This window comes from Vibrio sp. 10N.222.52.B12 (genome assembly GCF_002875385.1).
Lineage (GTDB): Bacteria > Pseudomonadota > Gammaproteobacteria > Enterobacterales > Vibrionaceae > Vibrio > Vibrio jasicida.
The window spans coordinates 1-21,703 of sequence record NZ_MDAW01000127.1 but is presented as its reverse complement, the minus strand read 5'-3'; the positions used below and the strand labels follow the sequence as shown (position 1 = coordinate 21,703).

Sequence of the window (21,703 nt, the reverse complement as noted above, 5' to 3'; positions counted from 1 at the left end):
GAAAATAACCAAAGAAAATTGGGAAAGAAAGGAAAAGCCCCGTGAATAAAAACAAACTTATGAGCGCTGCTGCTCTACTCGCTTCAGTGGTATCAACCAACGTGCTTGCCGCTGAAAAAGAGATGACACTGATGTTGGATTGGTTCGTCAATCCAAACCATGGTCCTATCGTGATTGCCAAAGAGCGTGGTTACTTCAAAGGGCAAGGTTTGAAGGTCAACATTCAAGAGCCTGCAGATCCAAGTACACCTCCTAAATTGGTCGCTGCTGGCAAGGTCGACATGGCGATTTCTTACCAACCAAGCCTAACTATCGATGTCGCGGCTGGTTTGCCACTAATCCGCTCTGCGACTTTGATTGCTACGCCACTCAACACGCTGATGGTGTTGGACAACGGTAAGAATGAAAACCTTGGTGACTTGAAAGGCAAGAAGATCGGTATTGCGATCGCAGGCAACGAAGAAGCGACAATCGGCACCATGCTAGCTCAAGAGAACGTGAAGTTTTCTGACGTACAAATCATCAACGTAGGTTGGGCACTGTCTTCGTCTCTTGCGTCTGGCAAAGTGGATGCGATTTGGGGCGGTCTACGTAACTTCGAAACCAACCAACTTGCACTAGAAGGTTATAAAGCTAAAGCCTTCTTCCCTGAAGAACACGGCGTGCCAGCGTATGACGAGTTAGTCTTCGTAGCCAATGCAAAAACCTACGACAAAGAAGCCATCAAGGCATTCAACAAAGCGCTGGAGCAAGCGACCACTTACATCGTTAACCATCCAAAAGAATCTTGGAAAGAGTTTGTGGCTTATTCACCAGACACCCTCAACAACGAGCTTAACCAGCGCGCTTGGAATGACACGCTAACTCGTTTCGCTCTTCGTCCATCTGCAGTAGATCTGAAACGCTACGATGATTATGCCGAGTTCATGTATTCACAAAACATCATCGAAACACTGCCAAAAGCGAAAGATTACGTGCCGAGCTTTGACTAATGCTACTGACCTTAGGCTCAAAGCCTAGGGTCTTTTGATAACGAGATACCCATAATGAAATACCAAGATTTGATCGACGCTTGCCGCCAAGATTGGCAAGAATACACCGAGCATGCTTTCGTGCAGCAATTGGCGCAAGGCACTCTGGCTCAGCCTTGTTTTCTGCATTACCTAAAGCAGGATTTTCTTTTCCTAAAACAGTACGCACGAGCTTACGCATTAGCGATCTACAAAGCACGTACTTTGGATGACATGCGCCGTGCTCTCCCAAGCGTACATGCATTGCTCGATTCTGAAATCGCCCACCACGTGACTTACTGTGAGCAATGGGGGTTGACAGAATCCGACTTAGAAAACGAGCCAGAAGATTTCGGCACGGTAGCTTACACCCGTTATGTGTTGGATGCTGGCATGACGGGCGATCTTGTTGATCTATACGCGGCACTAGCGCCATGCTCTATCGGTTATGCCGTTATCGGTAAGATGCTGATTGAAGATGAAAAGACAGTAATCGAAGGCAATCCATACGCAAGTTGGATCAATCTCTACGGTGGTGAAGAGTTCCAATCTGGTGTCGCAAAAGGTGCAGAACACTTTAACCAGTTATTGGCGGAAATCGACATCAATAGCCAGCGTGGTCAAAACCTGATTCAGGTATTCAAAACTGCAACGCGTATGGAAGTAGCATTCTGGCAACAAGGTCTGAATGCTCAGCAAGATTAATCGGAAAGTCTCATGTTAATTGAACAAATCACCCAAGCATTAACCGCAGTACGCCAGCAAAAGCCATTAGTCGTTAACATCACTAACTACGTGGTGATGAACAACACGGCAAACGCGCTATTGGCTATCGGCGCTTCTCCAATCATGGCGCACTCCAAACAAGAGATGGCAGAGATGATGTCGTTCGCGGGCTCACTGGTTATCAACATTGGTACCTTAGACAGCGTTTGGACACCGCGTATGAGCTATGCCGTAGAGCAAGCCAATGCCAATGGTAAAATCGTTATACTCGACCCAGTCGGTTGCGGAGCAAGCTCACTACGTACAGAGACATCACGTGAAATCGCACTCCTTGCAGACAAACTCATCATCCGAGGTAACGCTTCAGAAATCATTGCACTCGCTGGCGAGCAAGCACAAAGCAAAGGCGTCGATGCGTTAGACAGCAGCGACGCGGCACTTGGCGCAGCCAACTTCTTAGTCACAGAGTATGATGCAAGCGTGGTGATTTCTGGCGAGACCGATTACATCGTCACGAAAGGGCAAACCGTGCAACTGAACAATGGTCACGAGATGATGCCATACGTAACAGGAATGGGCTGTACGCTCACGGCACTAACGGGCGCTTTTGCTGCCGTTGGTGATGACACTGGTCTCGTAGCAGCAGCGGTACTAGGTGTTGTTGGCGAGATTGCAGCGGAACAAGCTCGTGGTCCAGGTAGCCTGCAAATGAACCTGTTGGATGAGCTTTACCAGTTGGATGAAGAAACATTGGCGAAGCGCCTCAAACTGCACGTGCAATAAGCTTTTATCTCTTTTAACACTAGCCTCTCAATCCTCTTTCAATGAGAGGCTTAAAGGAAACCCAATGAACGCCTATCGTTTATATTTGGTCACCGATGACCAACAAGATTTAGCCACACTAAAGCGTGTTGTGAGAAAAGCGGTGGAAGGTGGCGTGACTATGGTACAAGTCCGCGAAAAACACGGTGATGTGCGTGCGTTTATCGAACGAGCTCAAGCCGTGAAAGACATCCTTAAAGATACCGATGTGCCTTTGATCATCAATGACCGCGTAGATATCGCACTGGCTGTCGATGCTGATGGGGTCCACCTCGGGCAATCAGACATGCCAGCAATCATTGCTCGTGAGTTGATTGGACCAAACAAAATTCTCGGTTTATCTATCGAAAATGAAGAGCAGCTTGCAGAAGCCGACTCTCTGCCGATTGATTACATCGGTTTGAGCGCGATATTCGCGACGCCAACCAAAACCAACACCAAAAAACACTGGGGTATTGATGGTTTGAAGATGGCGTTAGAAACCACTTCACTGCCGATTGTTGCCATTGGCGGCATTAACGAAAATAACATTCCGCAGCTCTGCGCCACTGGTGTTCACGGCTTGGCTTTGGTTTCAGCAATTTGCCACGCAGAAGATCCCAAAGCGGCATCGGAATATTTATTAGGGTTGATGAGCTAACCTTGCTCACGCCTGAACAAAGCGCTTATGGATGAGCACTTTGATCTCGTATTTCGCTACTCTAAAAGACCGATTGAAAACCAAAGAAGAAGTAGACTCTTCTATTGCACCGAGACATTCATCACACTAATCATTCTGACAGAATCTCACACTTTCCCTATTCTGCACCAGAACGCCAAAACCTTGCTCCCTAAAGGAAATACTTTCCTTCACCTCCAGAGTCATACTGCGCCAAACAAGATAATAAAAGGCAATAACGATGAAAACCTCTGGAAAAAACCTCTTAGTCTTTGCGCTGCCTACCCTACTCATTAGCGGTTGTGGATCAGATTCGGAACAAATCACCATACCAACATTGGAAACCAAAACGCTCAATCTTCTCAAGGTCGATGGGCTAACCTTTAAGGATCATAATAAGAATGGCGAATTAGACGCTTATGAGGATTGGCGACTGAGCCCAAAACAACGCGCAGAGAATCTTACTCAACAAATGAACAACGCCGAAAAGGCAGGCTTGATGATGCACGGTACATTCGTACTCAGCAGCGATAACTCAAGACTCGTTTTTAAAGGCGATGGCATAACCAACACCACATTAATTCAAGAACGTTTCCTCAATACCTTTATAACTCGCCAAGAAGGCGATGCCACTCTGATGGCAGAAGATAATAATCATGCTCAAGAATTAGCGGAGCACACTCGCTTAGGAATTCCTGTTTCTATCTCAACCGACCCACGCAACCACTTTAATGCCGCATTAGGAACTTCAGTCTCTTCTGGCGATTTTTCACAATGGTCGGAAACACTCGGCTTAGCCGCGATTGGCGATGCTGAGTTCACGAAAACCTTCGCCGATGTCATTCGTCAAGAGTACCTAGCCGTCGGCATCAACCAAGCACTCCACCCAACCGCTGACCTCGCTACCGAACCAAGGTGGGGGCGAGTGAACAGTACATTCGGTGAAAACGCTGAGTTATCACGAGAAATGACCAAAGCCTATGTCCAAGGTTTACAACACAACAATACCGAGCTGACGAAAGATGGAGTCTGGGCAGTCGTAAAACATTTTGCAGGTGGTGGTCCACAAGAAAATGGCGCGGATGCACACTACTTCGCTGGCCGCTATCAGGTTTATCCGGGCAACAACTTTGACTACCACCGCATTCCATTTAAAGGTGCTTTTGAGGCTGGCGTTGCGGGCGTGATGCCTTATTACGGAATTCCCTATGAGCAACTACCGGAAAGTGAAGGTAATGTTGGCTTTGGTTACAGCAAATACATCATGACAGATATTCTTCGAGGCGAAGAAAACTTCGATGGCGTGTTGCTATCAGATTGGTTAGTCGCTAACGATTGTGTCGATACATGTCGAACTGGGATCATCACACATGAAGATGCAGAGAAGAATCCGTTCACTTACTTAGGTATGCCTTGGGGTAAAGAAGACGAAGATTCAACAGAGCGTTTCGCTGCTTCTGTCGATGCGGGTATTGACCAATTTGGGGGTATCGATGACCCTGCTTTATTGCTTACGAATATTGAGAGCGGGCGTCTTACCCAAGAGCGCATCGACTTATCGGTAAATCGAATCCTGACGAATAAGTTCAAACAAGGTTTGTTTGAAGACCCATTTGTTGATGTCGCCAAGGTCAATGATGTGGTCGGTAAAACAGAGTTCCAAGAGCTGGGTATTGAATCTCAAGGACGCTCCGTTACCTTGTTGAAAAACGACAACAACGCATTGCCTTTATCAGTAGAGGAGTTAGGTAAAGTGTATGTCTACGCCAACTATGGCGGTACAGAGCAACCAAGCATTGTCGACAACGCACAACAATATGGCTTAAACGTCGCAGAAAACATGGCTGATGCTGACACCATCATTATTCGTACGCAAACCCCCGCCACTCTCGCCACGGCATGGTTCCCATTTGGGGTCGCTATGCCGTCTGGCGAGCTTGGTTTTGTAGCACAGGAAGACTTCCAATTACGTCCTTACGAAACGCAACCTGACCGTGAACCGGGAGAATCTGCACAACTTTGTTATGAGGGTTTGACCGACAACCTAGGAGCTTGTATTTACAATAGTGGCAATGTCTACAGTGTCATTAATCAGGCTATCAACTCAGGTAAGCGAGTAATTTTTGATGTATTCATGATTCGTCCAGCAGCCCTAGGTAATATCAACGATCAGTTGCCAATCATTCTGGCGAACTTCGGTACATCGGACGCTGTCTTTTTTGATGTCATCACCGGTAAAGTGAAACCAGAGGGTAAGTTACCTTTCGGCCTTCCAAAATCGACCGATGAGGTGGTTGCCAAAGGTAAAGAAGATGTTCCTTCTTATGAAGAAGATCCGTCAATCACGCTATACCCATTTGGATATGGTCTTAGCTATTAACAAACCTAGCTACGCTAGTTAGTAACTCAATGAATCAGCATGGTTTGGACTCCGATTGGCTACCAAACCATGCTGAATAAAACTTCGATGAAATATATCCACCAGCACGTTTATACACGGCTTTACACCTACCTCGCACAACACCGTCACATAAAGGGGTTAAGCGAAGAGCTATCTAAGTTAAATCATCGCTTAGATAAGGTCGCACACGTCTCAGAGAAGCACTTTCAAGAGCTTTGTTACATCGTTGCAAAATACGAGATCCCTTTACCTGCGCACGATATTTCCACGTCCGAATTATTGGAAACTTATCCAGAATTTGCCTACGTACTAAATGCACCAAATGCGACAGAAGCCATTCACCGTCACGTTCAGTTCAAGCCGATTATGGGCTCACGTGACCGCTTGTATTATCGGATAGCACCGCAAGGTGATGTTGTTGTCCATTACGTACAAGATGAAGGGGTTGTCGATATTTATGGCCCTATACTTAACTTGTGTTTTGTTGCTAAAGCACTCACTACCTTATCTCTTCCGCCTGATTCAATGCGAATTCAGTCCAATAAATTTATTCCGAATATCAAAGATTTTGAGCAAACGAGCGGTGTCATTATTGAAGCTGGAGAGCAAAACCAACTTATTCTAAAAGCCCCTTATGCACAGCATCAGCTTGAAACGAGTAATCCTCTTCTAGACCAGCACCTTAATCAGCGCTTGTTAACTTCACTGGCTCAGTTAGAGTCCTTAAATGATCTAAATACCACTGAGTTAGTGATGTTGACTTTAGAACGCTTATACCATCATGATTCGCTCATGCATGCTTCCAGCAAAATCCTAAATCAAATGGGATACTCTCGCTGGACGCTAGCCCGAAAGCTTAAACAAGAGGGGCAAACCTTTGATCAATTGCTCAATCAATTTAAACAAAAGAAATGCTACGAAGTTTTGTCATACACATCAATTCCTCTTGTCTCATTGTCAGAACGTTTAGGCTTTCAATCTCAGTCCTCACTCAATCGTTTTACTGTTCGCACTTTTGGGCTTTCTCCAATGGAGATTCGGAGCAAAATAAACAAGACCGAATTGACAGAGCGTTGATAAGTTTTTCACATCGATTGTCGTAAGATAGTCGCCTATTTTCGACTGCTGTATGACTTTTCATGAAAACTAAAAAATACGGTTTGATGATGCTCGCCTTGTTCATTCTTGGCATCATCCCACTTTCGCTGTTTGCCTCGTATCACGATCTTACTTCTCACGTTTCTGATGGCACTGGTATTCTCTTTACTCTGCTAACCGATTCTGCGGGCAGTAAAGGCTTTTTGATCACTCTCACGCTGTTGGTGTTGTCGCTTTACCGCTACAAACCTAGCCAGTCTGATTGGATGCAAAAACTCTCCATGCTGGGATTGTTACTGGTGATTGGTTTTGCCAGCAAAACAGGCTTGAAGCTAATGACAGAAAGCCCACGTCCCTACACCGAATTGCTTGCTGCAGAGCAATTGATTGAGCATCCAGAAGCGTTTTATCAACTAGAAACAGCTCAGCAAGCGAGTGTGATTGGTGAGATCTCCGAAAAAGTCAGTGAATGGCGCACTCGCCACTGGCAAGGTGAAAAAGACTATTCCTTTCCATCTGGGCATACGATTTTCGTTTCTATCTGCTTAGCTTTCTTTGGTGGTTTGTTTTTGCAGAATAAGTGCTACTTCTCTGCCGCTACTCTATGGGTCTGGGCAATAGGCGTGGCGTACAGTCGCTTGTGGCTCGGTATGCACAGGATTGAAGATTTGATTGGTTCAGTGGTATTCGTCGCCATCGTGTTTACTTTGCTGCCAACATTTCAAATTACTAAAAAAGCGCCTTTCGTTGCCTTAGCGACCAAGTAAAGATCTGAAAAATAGATAAAAGAGAAGCCAGCAAGTTGCTGGCTCCTTTAGTTTTGTATCTTAGGTTCTAGACCATGCTTAACCGTTCTTAGGCGGTGTGAATGCCGTTAGTTCTAGCACTGGACCTTCGTACTTCTCGATACGAACCAATGCAGAGTTAGCCGCACAACCGTTCGCAAGGCGAGAGGTTGGAATATCGAGCGTTAGAACGTTACAACCACCGTTTTTACAGATGCCTGTTTTAGGATCTAGATCCGGCCAGCCACCTTCGTGAATACATACTGAGCCTTGCTTGATGCCATCAGTCACCAATGCACCAACCAGAACTTGCCCACGGCCATTGAAGGCACGAACAAGATCGCCAGTCTTAATGCCACGCGCTTTTGCATCTTCAGGGTGGATAGAGATCGGTTCGCGGTCCGCAATTGCGTACTCTTCACGAATCTTCGCGTAGTTGAACTGGCTGTGCAGACGGTGTGCTGTCATCAGCTGAAGTTCACCATCAGTTGCGTTACCCGTGTACTCTGTTGGCTCTAACCATGTTGGGTGTGGAGGGCAATCCTCTAACTGGTAACCTTCGATAGTGCGAGAGAAGATCTCAAACTTACCACTTGGTGTGCCTAGTGGGTTCATGATTGGGTTTTCACGGAATTCAGCGTAACGAACGAACTGTGCATTTTTCTCGTTCCACTTCATCTCGATCAACTGGTTATCTTCCCAGAACTTGCTGAAGTTTGGCATCGCGATACGCTGACCACGACCACCTTGTTGCGCCGCTTTGTAGAAGCCGTACAACCATTCCATTTCAGTCTTGCCTTCGGTGTAAACATCACGCCCCCCCGGAGCTAGAAGCTCTGACATATCCGCAAACACATCAAAGTCGTTACGCGCCTCGCCCTGAGGCTCAACCACTTGCTTCATTGGCACTAGGTGTTGGTTACTGTAGTCACCTGTCATGGTCATATCGTTACGCTCGAACGATGTGGTGATAGGTAGAACAATATCCGCGTGCTTCGCTGCCGCTGTCCAGTATGGTTCAGAGATAACGATAAGCTCTGGTTTTTGCCACGCTTTGATCAGACGGTTAGTGTCTTGGTGGTGAGTAAAGTTCGCACCGCCTGCCCACCAAATCATCTTGATCTCAGGGAACGTTAAGTCATGACCATTGTGGTGGTAGCTCATGCCTGGATTTTCTAGTGCTTCAACAATACGTGCCACTGGGAACGCGTTAACAGAACCAGAAACGGCCCAGTCGTTACCTGCAGAAGACCCGCCGCCTAGAGACGCAGAAATAGCAGGAAGTACACCCGCATCACGTGAAGGGTTACCGCCGTTTGAGTAGTGGTAAGAGAAGCCAAAACCACCACCCGGTAGACCAACTTGGCCCAACATGGTAGCGAGCGTTACCAGCATCCAGTGACGTTGCTCACCGTATTGCTGACGCTGCATACCCCAGCCCGCCATAAGCATTGTGCGGTTTTTGCTGAAGATGTCTGCAAGCAGCTCAAGTTGCTTAACTGGCACGCCACAAATCTTAGATGCCCATTCTGCAGATTTCTCAACGCCGTCTTCTTTACCCATTAGGTAAGCTTCGAATACGTCGTAACCTGTGGTGTATTTTGCTAGGAATTCTTTGTCGTGCTTACCTTGTTTCACAAGCGTATGCGCGATACCCATCATCATCGCCACGTCCGTCATTGGGTGCGGAGCAATCCACTGTGCGTTGTCACCAAAGAACTCGATGGTTTCTGAACGCATTGGGTCGATAGCGATAACCGTCTTACCTGACTTCTTAAGCTGATGGAAGAACTCAAGGCCCGCACAGTCTGTTGAGCTCCAAGCGATTTTCAGCGTGTTGATTGGGTTAAGGCCCCAAAGCACCACAACGTCACTGTGCTCAAGAACCACTGGGTAAGTGGTTTGCTGTTCGTAAACTTCAATAGAGCCTACCACGTGCGGCATGATCACCTGCGCAGCACCCGTAGAGTAATCACCAAGGTGACCTGAGTAACCGCCCGCCATGCTCATGTAACGCTGTAGAAGCGTTTGTGCTTTGTGCAACACACCACTTGAACGCCAACCGTAAGAACCAGCAAACACCGATTCAGCACCGTGCTCTTTACGAATGCGCATGTGTTGTTCGTGAATCAGTTTGTAAACTTCATCCCAAGACACGCGAACGAATTCATCGCTACCACGCACGCCTTCTGGCGCTGATGGGTTTGCCAAGTAGCCTTTACGTACCATTGGGTACTTAACACGAGCTTTAGTATGAACTTGGTCAGGACCCGTAGTTTGAAGACTGTTTGGTACCGTCTGTGGCAATGCGTTCGTGGTTGAAATCAGCTTACCGTCTTTTACTTCACACAGCATTGGGCCCATACGACCCGCTGTAAGTACACCTGAACCACGCTTATCAGACGCAAGCGCGCTCATTGGCGTCAATGAAGTGAAAGCCAGAGCACCAGCAGTAAGACCAGTGCCTTTTAGAAATCCGCGACGAGTTAAATTAGTCATAATCTTATCCTTCTATTTCTCTATTAGTGACCAACCACATCTTTCGCGTGGTGCTGGAAGAACTTAGTCAAAATTTCTAGGTTTTCTGCTGAAATATCAGTGCGATCACCCATACTCTTCGCTACAGGACCCCATGCGTTCACAGTAAAGTGATTTGAAGGAATTTTCGCGTGACAAGTTGCACAGTAAACGTTGTCCAACTCTTCTGCGTATGACCAAACCGGCTCTAGTGTATCGACCACTGGAGAATCGATCGTTGCCGTTAGAGAAACAGGACGCCACTCGTTGCCGTATACGTCTGCTTTGAACTCGCCAGCTTCAACTGCTTGTTGGCCTTGTTCAGATAGTGTTGCAACAATCGTGACCTTCACCCATGTAAAGCACTTGCTCTGCGCCTTTCATTTGGAATGCATTGATCTTCACAGTGCGGTTGTCACCTTCAACTTTCACAACGTTCAGTTTGGTTGTTGGGTTCACTGTACCAAAATCACCCATGCTGATAGACGTCACTGGGTAAACCACTTTCGCGTCGGCTGCTGTTTTGGTTGTGAAGCTCATCAGTGTTTCAAACGCTTTGCTATCAAGCTCCGCTTCTGGAGCGAAGTGCGCTACGCCTTTGTGACAGTCGATACACGTTTGGTCATTCGCTTTGCCGTATGCGTGCATCTTCGCCGCATCACGTGATTGCTCGAACTCTTCCATTGCATCGAAGTCGTGACAAGAACGACAGGTTGCCGAATCGTTTTCACGGAACTGCTCCCAAACCATCTCTGCAAGTTCAGTTCGGTGTGCTTCGTACTTCTCTGGCGTGTCGATCTTACCTGTTACAAACTCATGGTAGATGTCTTTTGAAGCGCGGATCTTAGTGACTAAGTAATCCATTGGCTCTTTCGGAATGTGACAGTCCGAACATTCTGCGCGAATACCTTTGGCGTTACTGAAGTGCACTTAGCCTTGGTACTCTTTGTAAGGGATTTCCATAGAGTGACAAGAGAGACAGAACTCAGTGTCGGATGTGTAATGCATCACTGCTGCGGTGCCACCTAAAGTTAGCCAGCCCACACCAATACCCACTGCCACCATTGCGGCGATATAACGTTTTTTAATTGACACAATTAGAAATAAATACTCACAAATTCACATGCTTTGTCGCATATTTACCTCTTTAGTAGTATCTGGTAATTGATCTGAGTCATACGTACACCCTAGGTGGTGACTTATTTTTCGTTATTGAGAGACTCCTTGGCATATTCCATATTTCCGAAAAATCTTTCTTGACCGAACCTATTCGCCATAACGATAGATGTTGTTTATCAAAGCACTTTTGATATGTTTGTGTGAGATATGAAAACTCGACCACATGGAGGCGATTCAAACGTGTTATCTCTACCCATTTCCACCCCAAGAACTGAGCTTAAACCGCTAACGAAAAGTGATTGGGATCTGTATCGCCGCTTGAGTAGCGAGCCACAAATCATCGCGCTTTGTTTTGACCCGCCGACCGAAGACGAAATACGCCAAAAGTTCAAATCACGGTTACCTGTATGGACACCGCAAAGCGAGCATTGGTTGTGTTTGGTGATTTATGAAAAACAAAGCGCACGACCAATCGGCATCACTGGCTTTGTATTGCAAGATGGTATTGCTGAAGTCGGGTATTTATTGCTGCCAGAATTTTATGGCCAACAGTTTGGTACGGAATCTCTTACCGGTGTGATTGAGTGGGCGTTTGAGCAGCACAAGATTTCTCAGTTTTCCGCCACGGTCACAGAGGGCAATATTGGCTCTGAACGAGTGCTGGAAAAATGTGGCTTCAAACTCATCGAGACCATCCCCGAAGCCTATGAAATTGGTGAGAAAAGGTACGCAGATAAGCTCTATTCATTACAAAAATAATATTCACGACAAAAAATAAGGATGTGTTTTGCAGAAAGTAGTCATCATCACAGGCGCAAGCCGAGGCATCGGAGCCGCAACCGCCAAATTACTCGCCAAACAAGGCTATGCTGTATGCGTTAACTATCGCGCGCAAGCCGAGGCTGCCGCACAAGTTGTTCGTGAGATTGAGGAGATTGGCGGTTTAGCCATCGCCATCAAAGCGGATGTTTCCGATGAGCAGCAGGTACTCTCATTGTTTGAACAAACCGAACAAGCACTCGGGAAGGTCACTCATCTCGTCAACAACGTGGGCATCTTATTAACCCAGTCTCGTCTTGCGGACATGAGCCTTGAGCGATTCCAAACTGTTATGAACGCTAATGTGACGAGCTGTTTTCTTTGTTGCCGAGAAGCCGCAAAACGATTTGAATCTGGCAATGCGATTGTTAATGTTTCTTCTGCCGCATCCCGCTCTGGTGCGCCATTTGAGTATGTTGATTACGCTGCCTCGAAAGGCGCTATGGACTCGCTCACCAAGGGATTATCGTTAGAGTTGGCGGAGCAAAACATCCGTGTAAACGGTGTTCGTCCCGGCTGCATTTATACCGATATCCATGCCGATGGCGGCGAGCCGAATCGAGTCGACAGGCTCAGTGAAAAAATCCCTCTTAAGCGAGGAGGCACGGTAGACGAAGTGGCCAATGCCATCGCGTGGCTACTCAGTGATGAAGCGTCTTATGTCACAGGTTCGTTTATCGATCTAGCTGGCGGAAATTAAGGAACAGTAATGAAAATCAGATCAGCGACACCCGACGATCTCAATGCGCTCTTTGTATTAAACACGCAAATTAGCGAACTTCACTTTCGTCATGCGCCACACACTTTTGTACCACCTTCTGAAGAAGACAGAACCTTTCTCGCAGATGCGCTGGCCGATGATGCTCGATTGGTGCTCATAGCCGAAGAAGGTCAACAAGCACTTGGCTTTATCACTGCGACCATTACCCAAAATGAAACTATCAGCTTTTTAATCAAAGACCCGATTTGCCGCATTGGCACCATCGTCGTCGATGAAAATCAGAAGTCAAAAGGCGTTGGCCGAGCCTTAATGACGGCCGTTGAGCAGTGGGCACGCGAGTCAGGTGCAACTCAAGTCCGCTTGGAAGTCATGGAGTTTAACCACAATGCGCAGCAGTTTTACGACAAACTGGGCTTTGTTCCCAACTCCCGTCTTATGATGAAATGTTTGTAACGATCACGGCATTTAAGCGAATTTCAGCGTTAAAGCTAACGTGAATCGCATTTATCTTTCGCGCTTTCCTTCCCTTTTCGAAAAGACGATATGATGTACGGATATACCCAAGTGACTTCAAGATGCAGGATTCAGAGCGTTGTCATTGATTCGAGGTCAAGGAAAACAACGCAGTGTAATAGCTAGCTCTTTCCAAGTTGTTTGAAGCAGAGATCGAGTCAATGACACGCTCCCAAAGGGCGAGTTGTCTTGGCTTGTATACTTTGTTGTCGATTCTTGATTTGGGTCTACCAAACCTTTAAATCGCCGCCGCGTCTACAAACCAAGTCATTCTCGCTGAACCAAGCATCTCGAGGTTACTTGGGTATAAAGGAGATTCGAACATGATTTATCTTTTCGATTGGGGAAACACCTTGATGGTCGATTTTCCTCACGCACATGGAAAAATGTGCGATTGGGAACACGTTGAAACCGTTCCTCAAGCCAAAGAGACTCTGGCTCAACTCACACAACATCACCAAGTTTATATCGCGACCAGCGCATCAGATTCCGCGATGGAAGATGTGCAAAAAGCCTTTCAACGAGTAGGGCTCGACCAATACCTTTCTGGCTACTTTTGCTTTGCAAACCTTGGTATTGCCAAGAATCAGCCTGATTTTTATCTTGCGGTCGCAAAACAATTGAGCGTTGAGCCGAGCCAACTCACCATGGTTGGCGACTTACCAGAAAAAGACATTTACCCAGCAATGGACGCAGGGTTAAACGTCATTTGGTTCAACCCTAAAAATCTCCCTGCGCCAAGCAAACCCATCCGAAATCAAATACGTTGTTTGTCCGAGTTGCTACGCATCTAACCAACGTACGCACAAATACACTTGAGCCACTAAACTTTATGCACCAATCAAGGAAGATGAATGCAGATTAGACCGATTACCGTCAACGACATTGACCACTTTATTTCGCTCTGGAATCGCGTTTATGAGGAAGGAGAATACTTACGCTCGCCAGCGCCAGACAAAACGATGCTGAGTGAGGTAATCACTCGTGTAGAAAAAGAATCCATTCCCCAATTTGTGGCCTTCGATGAAAAACGCCTAGTTGGCAGTATCGAAATCTTCCCGGCTGAAATGTGTGGCTACGAAGGAGGTGAGTTCGCTAAAACGGGCATTCTCGGCATTCATATTGACCGCCACTATCGAAACCAAGGGTTAGGAAAAAAGCTACTCACCACCGCCATTCAAAGCGGTTGGCAATATGGCTATGACACTATTGCGTTGAATGTTTACAAGACCAACCATCCTGCGATTGCTTTGTATGAGAAGTTTGGCTTCGAGCATTGTGGCGAGTTAGGTGAAGTGCTACTGCCTAACGGCAAATATCTGATGAGTCAGAAAATGGTCTTAAAGCACCCGTAAGTTGATTCTAGTAGCAAGACCACATTGCCTTTGCGATATACTGATCGGAACCCAATATTTACCGCGTACTTGTGATGATTGAATATAAACCCTTATCGCCAAATCAAATTCCGATGGCTTTGCTATTAGAAGCCGATCCAGACCAAGACAATGTTAATCGCTATCTTGCTAATTCATTGAGCTTTGTTGCGGTGGAAGAGGACCAGATCGTCGGAGCATGCGTGGTGCTGCCGCTTTCAGAAACGCAGGCTGAAATCATGAACGTCTCAGTGGCACCTACGCATCAACAACGCGGTATTGGCTCAGATCTATTGCGATTTGCCATTGAAGAGTTAAAAGGCCAATCTTTTCAAAAGTTGATATTAGGAACGGGGACATTTGGTTATCAACTGACTTACTATCAACGCTTGGGTTTCAGGGTAGAGAGCGTGGATAAAGATCACTTCTTACTCCACTACCCAGAACCAATTTGGGAGAACGGTATCCAGCACAAAGACATGCTGCGTCTGTATCTGGACCTTTAAACATAAAGGCTTAGTTAGCTTTTCATATCCAACTTTTTACCCAAGTATTCAATTTCAAAAGTCGCATACCCAAGCTGTACCGCTTCAAAAGAGTACATCAGGTTTTGCGCCTGTTGGGCATCTTTCGCCAATACGGCGACGGAGTAAATCGGACGCTCAACACCATTCTCCAACACTTGGGTATTGATGTAAGACGAGGTGACTAAGCCAGAGTTGTTCAAGCTGATCACTCGCTGCAAATCGACACCCAATACACGGTCCATTTCTAACGCCTCAATGCCCTCTTTCCAACGTAACGTCACACTGTAGTTATCACTTTCTGGCGTGTTATCTAACCATTTGGCACCTAGTGGTTGAATGCTCGCGATCTTCACCAAGTCTTGCTGGTACATAGGTAAGTCCTGCAATTTAGTGGCAACTTCCGCTTCGTTATCTGCCGACAACACGAAACGCAGGATCTGTACTGGTTTACCATCAATACTGCTTGGTAAAACAAACATGTCTTTCACATCACCTTGTTCGATCAGTTGGCTAAAAGCGGCTTTCTGCTCTGGCAGTGTTTTGAGAACCTGTTCCGAATCATTAGTGTTCCAAGCCAGTTCCACACCGTAATCAGCAGCAAAGCTAGAGAAAGAAGCCACAGTCAGCGTGCTTAATAGAATGAGTTTTTTCATAAGGTTACCTTTTCACTTAACGATTTTCTTTTTTGCTTCAATATAAATTCAATGTTGTGGATCGCTTGATTACCAACGACTGCGGTATGCACGATGGCAGCTTCGGCAAGTGCTCTGAGCCTGCTTAAGTCCTGCCTCAGCCGATGAAATTTGTTGGTTCTGCGCAGCTTGATATAACTGTGCAAACCCTTCATCCATTTGTAGCATCAAGCGATTGAAGTTATCTGGTTTGCTCCACACTTCTTTCTTCGCTTTGCTCTCAGCTTGGCTTCCCTCTGGAAACGCTTGTTGCAGCTGTACGCTATGACGAGTGAGTTCAACACCAATCTGCTCTAGCGCGTGCCAATCGGTATTGCTGCCTTTCAATGTTTTATCGGCTTGTTTCGACAGGGACTCTATTTGCTCAAATGCATTCTGACGCGTTTCGATTTGAGCGCTGAAGTCTTGGGCAAACACTGTTGTTGATACAAAGATGGTCGGTAAAAGTGCAATCAGTGCCAATGTCTTTTTCATTTCATTCTCCTGGTTTTTCGTTATTGCTGTGTGGTTGCAAATAAATTTACACAACAATCATTGCGCACGCAACTATTGTCGTGTAAATTACCGTAAAGAAGATCATCACACCGAGAAAAGATCGAGGTAATTATGAAAATTTGGGATTTAGCAACGCGACTTTATCACTGGGCTCAAGCCCTACTGTTTATAGCCCTGATGGCATCTGGATTGTCTGGCAATGGACCTCATGTCCAATTGGGGTTAGCGTTATTCACTTTGTTGTTATGGCGATTGACTTGGGGAGTTATCGGCAGCGAAACCAGTTTGTTTCGACAGTTTCTCCGCTCGCCAAAAGGTGTCATTACATACTTAAAAGGCAAATCGGCGGCGACTGTGGGTCATAACCCTGCTGGCGGCTGGATGGTGGCAGCACTGCTGACGACATTGCTGCTTCAATGCATCTCGGGAATGGCGCTTGGCGGCTTATTCGATACGTGGCCGTATTCCGATGTTTGGCTTAACGACAACATCTTTGCAGGGCTTGAGTGGTTACACCTGACCTTGGCCGATCTTTTGCCTTTACTGATCGTCTTACATGTTGGTGCGATCCTTTTCTATAAACTAAGAGGTAAACCCTTGTTGAAAGCGATGATCACAGGTAAACAAACCCTAATGAACAAGCAGGCGCTCATCACGGAACAGAAAATTGTCTATCTCGCGCCGCAAAGCCGTGCTTTAGGGGTGCTAGTTGCTGCAACATTGGTTACCATGACAATCATTGCTTTATCATAAGAGTAAGAAAATGAGCGAACAGTTTGACAGACAAGACAGCTTTGGCTGGATGATCAATGTCGTTGCACACGATGCAGCGAAACGATTTGAAGCCGAGCTCAAAAAGCACGGACTTACCGTTGCACTTTGGCCGACCATGATGTGTTTGTGGGAAGAAGAAGGCGTGACGCAGCGCGATATCGCAGCGAAATCTAAGGTAGAAAACTCAACCACGACTCGTACCTTAGACAAGTTGGAGAAGTTAGGTTTGGTAGAGCGCCATCCCGATCCAAACAGCCGCCGCTCGTTCCGTATTTATCTAACGGAAGAGGGACGAAGCCTCAAAGAAACCTTGTTGTCAATTCCACTGGCCGTCAACAAAGAGTTGATGAGTCCATTAGAGCCAGAAGAGCAAATAGAGATGCTTCGCTTGCTAAAAAAGTTGGTCGCAGAGATTTAGCGCTTCGCTAAGTTTTTCCAACCTAAAAATAAACAAAGCCCTAAGTTCTGCACTTGGGGCTTTGTACTTTTCTGCTCGCGTCAGTTTGCTTGATGTCTAGCAACCTTCTGTAACATGGCCTCGTATCACCGACTGCGTCGACGCTTGATTAACATAATAGAAATAGCACGCTTCACGTTTCAAGGTGTACCCTTGCGGCCAAATATACACCACACGATCTAATCCCGAATGATCAGCGAACTGATACTCCGGAATCGCGACAAAATAAGCACTGTTTGGGAACTGATTCCCCATAATGCAAAAGTCGCTGCCTTTACACGGCTTATCAATCGGTGAATTGCCTTTGGCAGGCAGACCAATCTCTAATAACGCTCGTATACTATTTGCACTGGCTTCTGGCATCCCACTGAGCATGTTCACTTGATGATCAATGTACGTCATTTGTCTACGCTCCTGCGCATCATCAATCATCACTTTGGCATGGAAGAACTTAAGAGACGTCCCCAGAGAAGACTGCGAACTGTGCAGCATAGAAACGTAAGCTTGACGGTTAATATCGAGCAGAATTGGCAAGGCAGCGAGAGCGATGGAACCCAAGGTTGCTAAGACGATGGTGATTTCCATCAACGTAAATCCTTTTGTTTTCACTTTTGACTCTCAGCGCACAGACAGATGATAGGGGGTTCGCTCCCACATCCATGTGAGAACCGAGCCAATATATCGTTGAAATTACGCAGAGAAACGCGCAAATGATAAGAAAAAACGAGGGAATCGAGAACTTGAGAGTGACCGCCAAATTACCTTGAAACTAGCGGCTAAAGTAACGTAAAAATTCGACAGAATTCAAAGCCTTGAAGCACACAGAAAAACAATAAGCAACTGTTTCTAAAATAAGAATTTAGATCAGTTAATACTTTTGATGTATTCAAAAATGTCATTTACTTGCTTTTCACTCAGCACAGATTTGAATGGTGGCATTGCACCGCTTTGACCATTCTCTCCTTCCAATACCGTCCCTATCAACTCCACTTTTGTTCCGAATGGGTTGGTCAGTTCATCAAAAATATTATCGGGCTTGATGTTCGTCGCCTTGGCCACCAATCCATCTCCATGCCCTTTGCCACCATGACAAGAGACACAGTAAGATTCAAAATACTGCTGACCCGCAGCAAGATCCGCTTCGCCATATTGGTTGTCAGTGAACCATTTGTAACCCGCAAAGCCAGAGCTGAAAGCAAGTAATAACAAAACAGCAGAGAAAAAGAATTTGCGCATGAGAGCCCCTTGTCTTCGTTTAATCAATGAAGACAAGGTAATGAGGGGGATGTCGAAAAAGTGTTGATTAGGCGTTGAGCAACGGCACGTTATTGCGGATTAAACCTCGGCGTACGCTGGTGCACATTTTGCCAAATCGGCGGATTTCATCAAACTGAGGCGTGATACCACGATCCATTGCAGATTCCCAATAGTTCAGTTCAGAATCGACCATTTCCAACAGTTTTTTAGGGCAACCAATGCATTTACCTTCAGGACCACAAACAAAGGTCTCCGATTCATAAATCGGCAATTCTGCTTTCACTTGTTCAATGATATTGCGCATCGCGCTCATTCGATCTGGCTTGACGGTCATCATCCGACTCCACAAACATGTAAGGAGCCGGATTGTACTCTCTGGCACGCAAATGTCCCTACCTAATTTAGGTATATTTTACGTTTCTGCTTTGCAACCTTTGATTTAAACATTGGTAGCTCAGGCTTTTTCACCACTAAGTAGACCGCCGTCGCCGCAAATACAAAGCCAATAATGCCCATCCAATCAAACGACTCACCGAAGGCAAACCAAGCTTGAAGCGCCGTGGTCGGAGGCACAAGGTAGAACACAGAAGCAACACTCGATGCCGCGCCATTCTTCACCATGTACAGCAGCAACAGAATCGCCACACAAGACAGCACGACCACAAGCCAGATTAAGGTGAGAATGAATTCCGTCGTCCATTGCACCTGCATGGTTTCAAACTGCATCGCGATTGGTAGGAACATGGCCAACGCCGCTAAATACTGCACGGTCGCGCCGCCTACCATATCCACTTGTTGGCAATATTTCTTTTGATACAAGGTGCCAAGCGTAATACCAAACAACGACGACAAGCACACACCAATCGCTAAGGTTTTGTGTAAATCGGATTGCCACTCCATCTTACCCATGAGCACCATCGCAATACCGACAAAACCCAATGAAAGACCAATCCACTGTGATGGTTTGAACTGCTCAGAAGCGAACGCCACCAGCAATACGGCCGTTAAAATAGGTTGTATCCCGACTAATAGCGAACTTAAGCCCGCCGGCATTCCCAAACTGATGGCGAAGTACGTTCCGCCTAGGTAAAAGCCGTGAATCAATATTCCGACAACGCAGCTGTGCCAAAAGTCTTTTCCCGTTGGAATGCGACGACGCAGAAAAGCCACAATCACCAAAAACAGCAGGACATTGAACGCCATGCGAATCGACAACAAGGTCGCAGGCTCGGCGTATTGCAATCCAAATCGCGCACCAACAAATCCAGAAGCCCAAAGGATCACGAACACAAAAGGAATGGCTCTGATTAACATGACTCGCCTCACTCTACTTACTTTTAAATCTTGAATGTTTTTAATCTCGAATGTTGCTAATGTAGTTAGGTACAGTGTTTTCAAAAAGTGACAGATGGAAGTGTTTTTATGGGTACAGATTTAGCAAGTACACTTGATGCCAATAAGTATTTGATCGTCGAGAAGCATCTCAAACAAGCGATAAGCAATGGGGTTTATCAGCCGAACGACAAGTTGCCTTCCATCCGTCAATTGAGCACTGAACTCAAGGTAAGCAAGAACACGGTGATCCGCGCTTATCAGGAGCTAGAAGCACAAAGCATGGTTTACTCGGTGCCAAAATCTGGTTATCGAGTAAAACCAACTGAGCGACATGAAGCCAAGATCGCTAAGCCTACGCGCGTGGATTTGCTCTCGGTGTGCAAACAAATCCTTACCTATCCCGAGTATCAAGAGCTGCTTCCGACGGGTTCAGCACACCCAAATATTGATGCGCCAGCCATCAAAAGTTTGTATGCCGAAATTGGCCGCCAGAGTCGCCAACAGAGTCATATTTCCAGCCATTATCAACTGCCACCGGGTGATGGCTTATTAGTCAAACAGCTGGCGAAGATAACCCAAGATCTGGGAACGCCGGCAAACGTGGATGATCTTTTGGTCACCCATGGTGCACAGCAAGCGATCAGTCTTGCCCTCAGAGCAACAACACAGACTGGAGACATTGTTGCGGTGGAATCGCCCTGCTATTTCGGTAACTTGTTGATGCTCGAATCCCTCGGTTTACAGGTGGTCGAGATCCCTAGTTGCCCCCGTGATGGTATGGATCCAGACGCGCTGGAAAAAGCCATGGCAACTTGGGAGATCAAAGTCATTATTGTCACGCCAAATTTCACCAACCCAACAGGCTCAATGATGCCCCTTGAAAGACGTGAGCGACTGCTTAAGGTTTCTGGAGATATTCCAATCATTGAAGATGACGTGTTTGGCGCGTTGAGTTATGACCAACCGTTACCAAGCTTGCGCAAATTGGACGAGAAACAACGGGTGATTTACGTCAACTCCTTATCGAAAACGCTCGATTCACGCCTTCGTATTGGTTGGATGCTAGCGGGACGTTATCGCGCTCAAGTCGAGCAATATCTGTTATGTGAAAACATGGGCAGTTTGAACTTGATGCAATCAGCGGTGGGCACTTTCCTAACCTCAGGTAAGTACCGAACTCACACTGCGCGTATGTGCCGTGTTTATCAAGCCAACGTGAGACGATATTTGCAGATGCTCAACCAATGCTTGGATGCACACTTTGAACTCAAAAACCGCTACCAAATCAATGCAGTACAAGGGTCATTCTTGCTTTGGTTACGCTTGCCACCCAAAACTGACAGCTATGCGCTTTATCAAGCCTGTAACGAACACAAAATCAGTATTCTGCCCGGCTCGGTATTTGGCTCTCAGGGACAGTATCAAAACTGCATTCGTCTCAGCGTCGCGAACTTTGGAGCGGAGAAAAACTGGCTCCCTGCGATGGAAACGCTAGCAACACTGATTGATCAACACGCCAAGTAATCGCTCCAGACATTCCGTTCCAAACATTCAGCACCAGAAACAACAAAGCCTCCGCTATTGGGCTGTCTCTTATACACAAA

At 46.4% G+C, this 21,703-nt stretch carries 23 protein-coding genes and 1 pseudogene; 16 read left to right on the top strand and 8 right to left on the bottom strand.

Annotated features, from left to right (window positions below; translation table 11 throughout):
• The first annotated feature begins 41 nt into the window (after positions 1 to 41).
• The 7 genes from BCT11_RS16935 to BCT11_RS16905 all read left to right on the top strand — a co-directional run bounded on the left by BCT11_RS16935 (position 42) and on the right by BCT11_RS16905 (position 7,482).
• Positions 42 to 992: an ABC transporter substrate-binding protein gene (locus BCT11_RS16935; RefSeq protein WP_102388802.1), complete on the top strand. Its 951-nt coding sequence runs from the start codon at positions 42 to 44 to the stop codon at positions 990 to 992.
• A 54-nt stretch (positions 993 to 1,046) separates the two neighbouring features.
• Entirely contained in the window at positions 1,047 to 1,715 is a 669-nt protein-coding gene (tenA, locus tag BCT11_RS16930) for a thiaminase II (protein ID WP_020195160.1), read from the top strand.
• Positions 1,716 to 1,727: 12 nt separating this feature from the next.
• Positions 1,728 to 2,519 (top strand): hydroxyethylthiazole kinase, encoded by a 792-nt coding sequence (thiM, locus tag BCT11_RS16925; protein ID WP_102388801.1) that lies wholly within the window; start codon positions 1,728 to 1,730, stop codon positions 2,517 to 2,519.
• 64 nt (positions 2,520 to 2,583) lie between these two features.
• On the top strand, positions 2,584 to 3,198 hold the full coding sequence (thiE, locus tag BCT11_RS16920; RefSeq protein WP_102388800.1) for a thiamine phosphate synthase: 615 nt from the start codon (positions 2,584 to 2,586) through the stop codon (positions 3,196 to 3,198).
• A gap of 259 nt (positions 3,199 to 3,457) precedes the next feature.
• A complete protein-coding gene (locus BCT11_RS16915; protein WP_102388799.1) occupies positions 3,458 to 5,596 on the top strand; it encodes a glycoside hydrolase family 3 N-terminal domain-containing protein in 2,139 nt (712 codons plus the stop codon).
• A gap of 39 nt (positions 5,597 to 5,635) precedes the next feature.
• Complete coding sequence (locus tag BCT11_RS16910) at positions 5,636 to 6,694, top strand: helix-turn-helix domain-containing protein (protein ID WP_102388798.1); 1,059 nt, start codon at positions 5,636 to 5,638, stop codon at positions 6,692 to 6,694.
• 62 nt (positions 6,695 to 6,756) lie between these two features.
• Positions 6,757 to 7,482, top strand: coding sequence for a phosphatase PAP2 family protein (locus tag BCT11_RS16905; protein ID WP_102388797.1), 726 nt, complete (start codon positions 6,757 to 6,759; stop codon positions 7,480 to 7,482).
• A 78-nt stretch (positions 7,483 to 7,560) separates the two neighbouring features.
• On the opposite strand, the gene BCT11_RS16900 is transcribed toward BCT11_RS16905, so the two are convergent.
• Positions 7,561 to 9,999, bottom strand: a complete 2,439-nt coding sequence (locus BCT11_RS16900; protein ID WP_102388796.1) for a molybdopterin guanine dinucleotide-containing S/N-oxide reductase — start codon at positions 9,997 to 9,999, stop codon at positions 7,561 to 7,563.
• A gap of 23 nt (positions 10,000 to 10,022) precedes the next feature.
• Positions 10,023 to 11,112 (bottom strand): annotated as a pseudogene (locus BCT11_RS16895) (NapC/NirT family cytochrome c).
• Positions 11,113 to 11,343: 231 nt separating this feature from the next.
• Between BCT11_RS16895 and BCT11_RS16890 the strand changes: the two are divergent.
• The 6 genes from BCT11_RS16890 to BCT11_RS16865 all read left to right on the top strand — a co-directional run bounded on the left by BCT11_RS16890 (position 11,344) and on the right by BCT11_RS16865 (position 15,068).
• Positions 11,344 to 11,895, top strand: coding sequence for a GNAT family N-acetyltransferase (locus tag BCT11_RS16890; RefSeq protein ID WP_198593960.1), 552 nt, complete (start codon positions 11,344 to 11,346; stop codon positions 11,893 to 11,895).
• A 28-nt stretch (positions 11,896 to 11,923) separates the two neighbouring features.
• Positions 11,924 to 12,655, top strand: coding sequence for an SDR family oxidoreductase (locus BCT11_RS16885; RefSeq protein WP_102388795.1), 732 nt, complete (start codon positions 11,924 to 11,926; stop codon positions 12,653 to 12,655).
• 9 nt (positions 12,656 to 12,664) lie between these two features.
• Positions 12,665 to 13,129 (top strand): GNAT family N-acetyltransferase, encoded by a 465-nt coding sequence (locus BCT11_RS16880; RefSeq protein ID WP_039842692.1) that lies wholly within the window; start codon positions 12,665 to 12,667, stop codon positions 13,127 to 13,129.
• A 383-nt stretch (positions 13,130 to 13,512) separates the two neighbouring features.
• Positions 13,513 to 13,983, top strand: coding sequence for an HAD family hydrolase (locus BCT11_RS16875; protein ID WP_102388794.1), 471 nt, complete (start codon positions 13,513 to 13,515; stop codon positions 13,981 to 13,983).
• A 60-nt stretch (positions 13,984 to 14,043) separates the two neighbouring features.
• The gene (locus BCT11_RS16870) at positions 14,044 to 14,544 is read left to right on the top strand and encodes a GNAT family N-acetyltransferase (RefSeq protein ID WP_102388793.1); all 501 of its coding nucleotides are present in this window, start codon (positions 14,044 to 14,046) and stop codon (positions 14,542 to 14,544) included.
• Positions 14,545 to 14,618: 74 nt separating this feature from the next.
• A complete protein-coding gene (locus BCT11_RS16865; protein WP_039974314.1) occupies positions 14,619 to 15,068 on the top strand; it encodes a GNAT family N-acetyltransferase in 450 nt (149 codons plus the stop codon).
• Between the two features lie 14 nt (positions 15,069 to 15,082).
• Here the strand turns inward: BCT11_RS16865 and BCT11_RS16860 are convergent, their stop codons facing one another.
• On the bottom strand, positions 15,083 to 15,742 hold the full coding sequence (locus BCT11_RS16860; protein WP_038883597.1) for a hypothetical protein: 660 nt from the start codon (positions 15,740 to 15,742) through the stop codon (positions 15,083 to 15,085).
• Positions 15,743 to 15,811: 69 nt separating this feature from the next.
• Positions 15,812 to 16,255, bottom strand: coding sequence for a cytochrome c (locus tag BCT11_RS16855; RefSeq protein WP_102388792.1), 444 nt, complete (start codon positions 16,253 to 16,255; stop codon positions 15,812 to 15,814).
• Between the two features lie 132 nt (positions 16,256 to 16,387).
• On the opposite strand from BCT11_RS16855, the gene BCT11_RS16850 reads away from it, so the two are divergent.
• The gene (locus tag BCT11_RS16850) at positions 16,388 to 17,029 is read left to right on the top strand and encodes a cytochrome b/b6 domain-containing protein (RefSeq protein ID WP_102388791.1); all 642 of its coding nucleotides are present in this window, start codon (positions 16,388 to 16,390) and stop codon (positions 17,027 to 17,029) included.
• A gap of 10 nt (positions 17,030 to 17,039) precedes the next feature.
• Positions 17,040 to 17,468 carry a MarR family transcriptional regulator gene (locus BCT11_RS16845; RefSeq protein ID WP_102388790.1) on the top strand — a complete coding sequence of 143 codons (429 nt, stop codon included), beginning with the start codon at positions 17,040 to 17,042 and terminating at the stop codon, positions 17,466 to 17,468.
• Positions 17,469 to 17,564: 96 nt separating this feature from the next.
• Here the strand turns inward: BCT11_RS16845 and BCT11_RS16840 are convergent, their stop codons facing one another.
• From BCT11_RS16840 to BCT11_RS16825, 4 genes are all read right to left on the bottom strand, one after another.
• On the bottom strand, positions 17,565 to 18,092 hold the full coding sequence (locus tag BCT11_RS16840; RefSeq protein WP_102388789.1) for a hypothetical protein: 528 nt from the start codon (positions 18,090 to 18,092) through the stop codon (positions 17,565 to 17,567).
• A 279-nt stretch (positions 18,093 to 18,371) separates the two neighbouring features.
• Positions 18,372 to 18,743 carry a cytochrome c gene (locus BCT11_RS16835; RefSeq protein ID WP_039974320.1) on the bottom strand — a complete coding sequence of 124 codons (372 nt, stop codon included), beginning with the start codon at positions 18,741 to 18,743 and terminating at the stop codon, positions 18,372 to 18,374.
• 67 nt (positions 18,744 to 18,810) lie between these two features.
• Complete coding sequence (locus BCT11_RS16830) at positions 18,811 to 19,098, bottom strand: hypothetical protein (RefSeq protein ID WP_102388788.1); 288 nt, start codon at positions 19,096 to 19,098, stop codon at positions 18,811 to 18,813.
• A gap of 62 nt (positions 19,099 to 19,160) precedes the next feature.
• Entirely contained in the window at positions 19,161 to 20,078 is a 918-nt protein-coding gene (locus BCT11_RS16825) for a DMT family transporter (RefSeq protein ID WP_042601142.1), read from the bottom strand.
• Between the two features lie 108 nt (positions 20,079 to 20,186).
• On the opposite strand from BCT11_RS16825, the gene BCT11_RS16820 reads away from it, so the two are divergent.
• Positions 20,187 to 21,623, top strand: coding sequence for a PLP-dependent aminotransferase family protein (locus BCT11_RS16820; RefSeq protein ID WP_198593959.1), 1,437 nt, complete (start codon positions 20,187 to 20,189; stop codon positions 21,621 to 21,623).
• Positions 21,624 to 21,703: the final 80 nt, after the last annotated feature.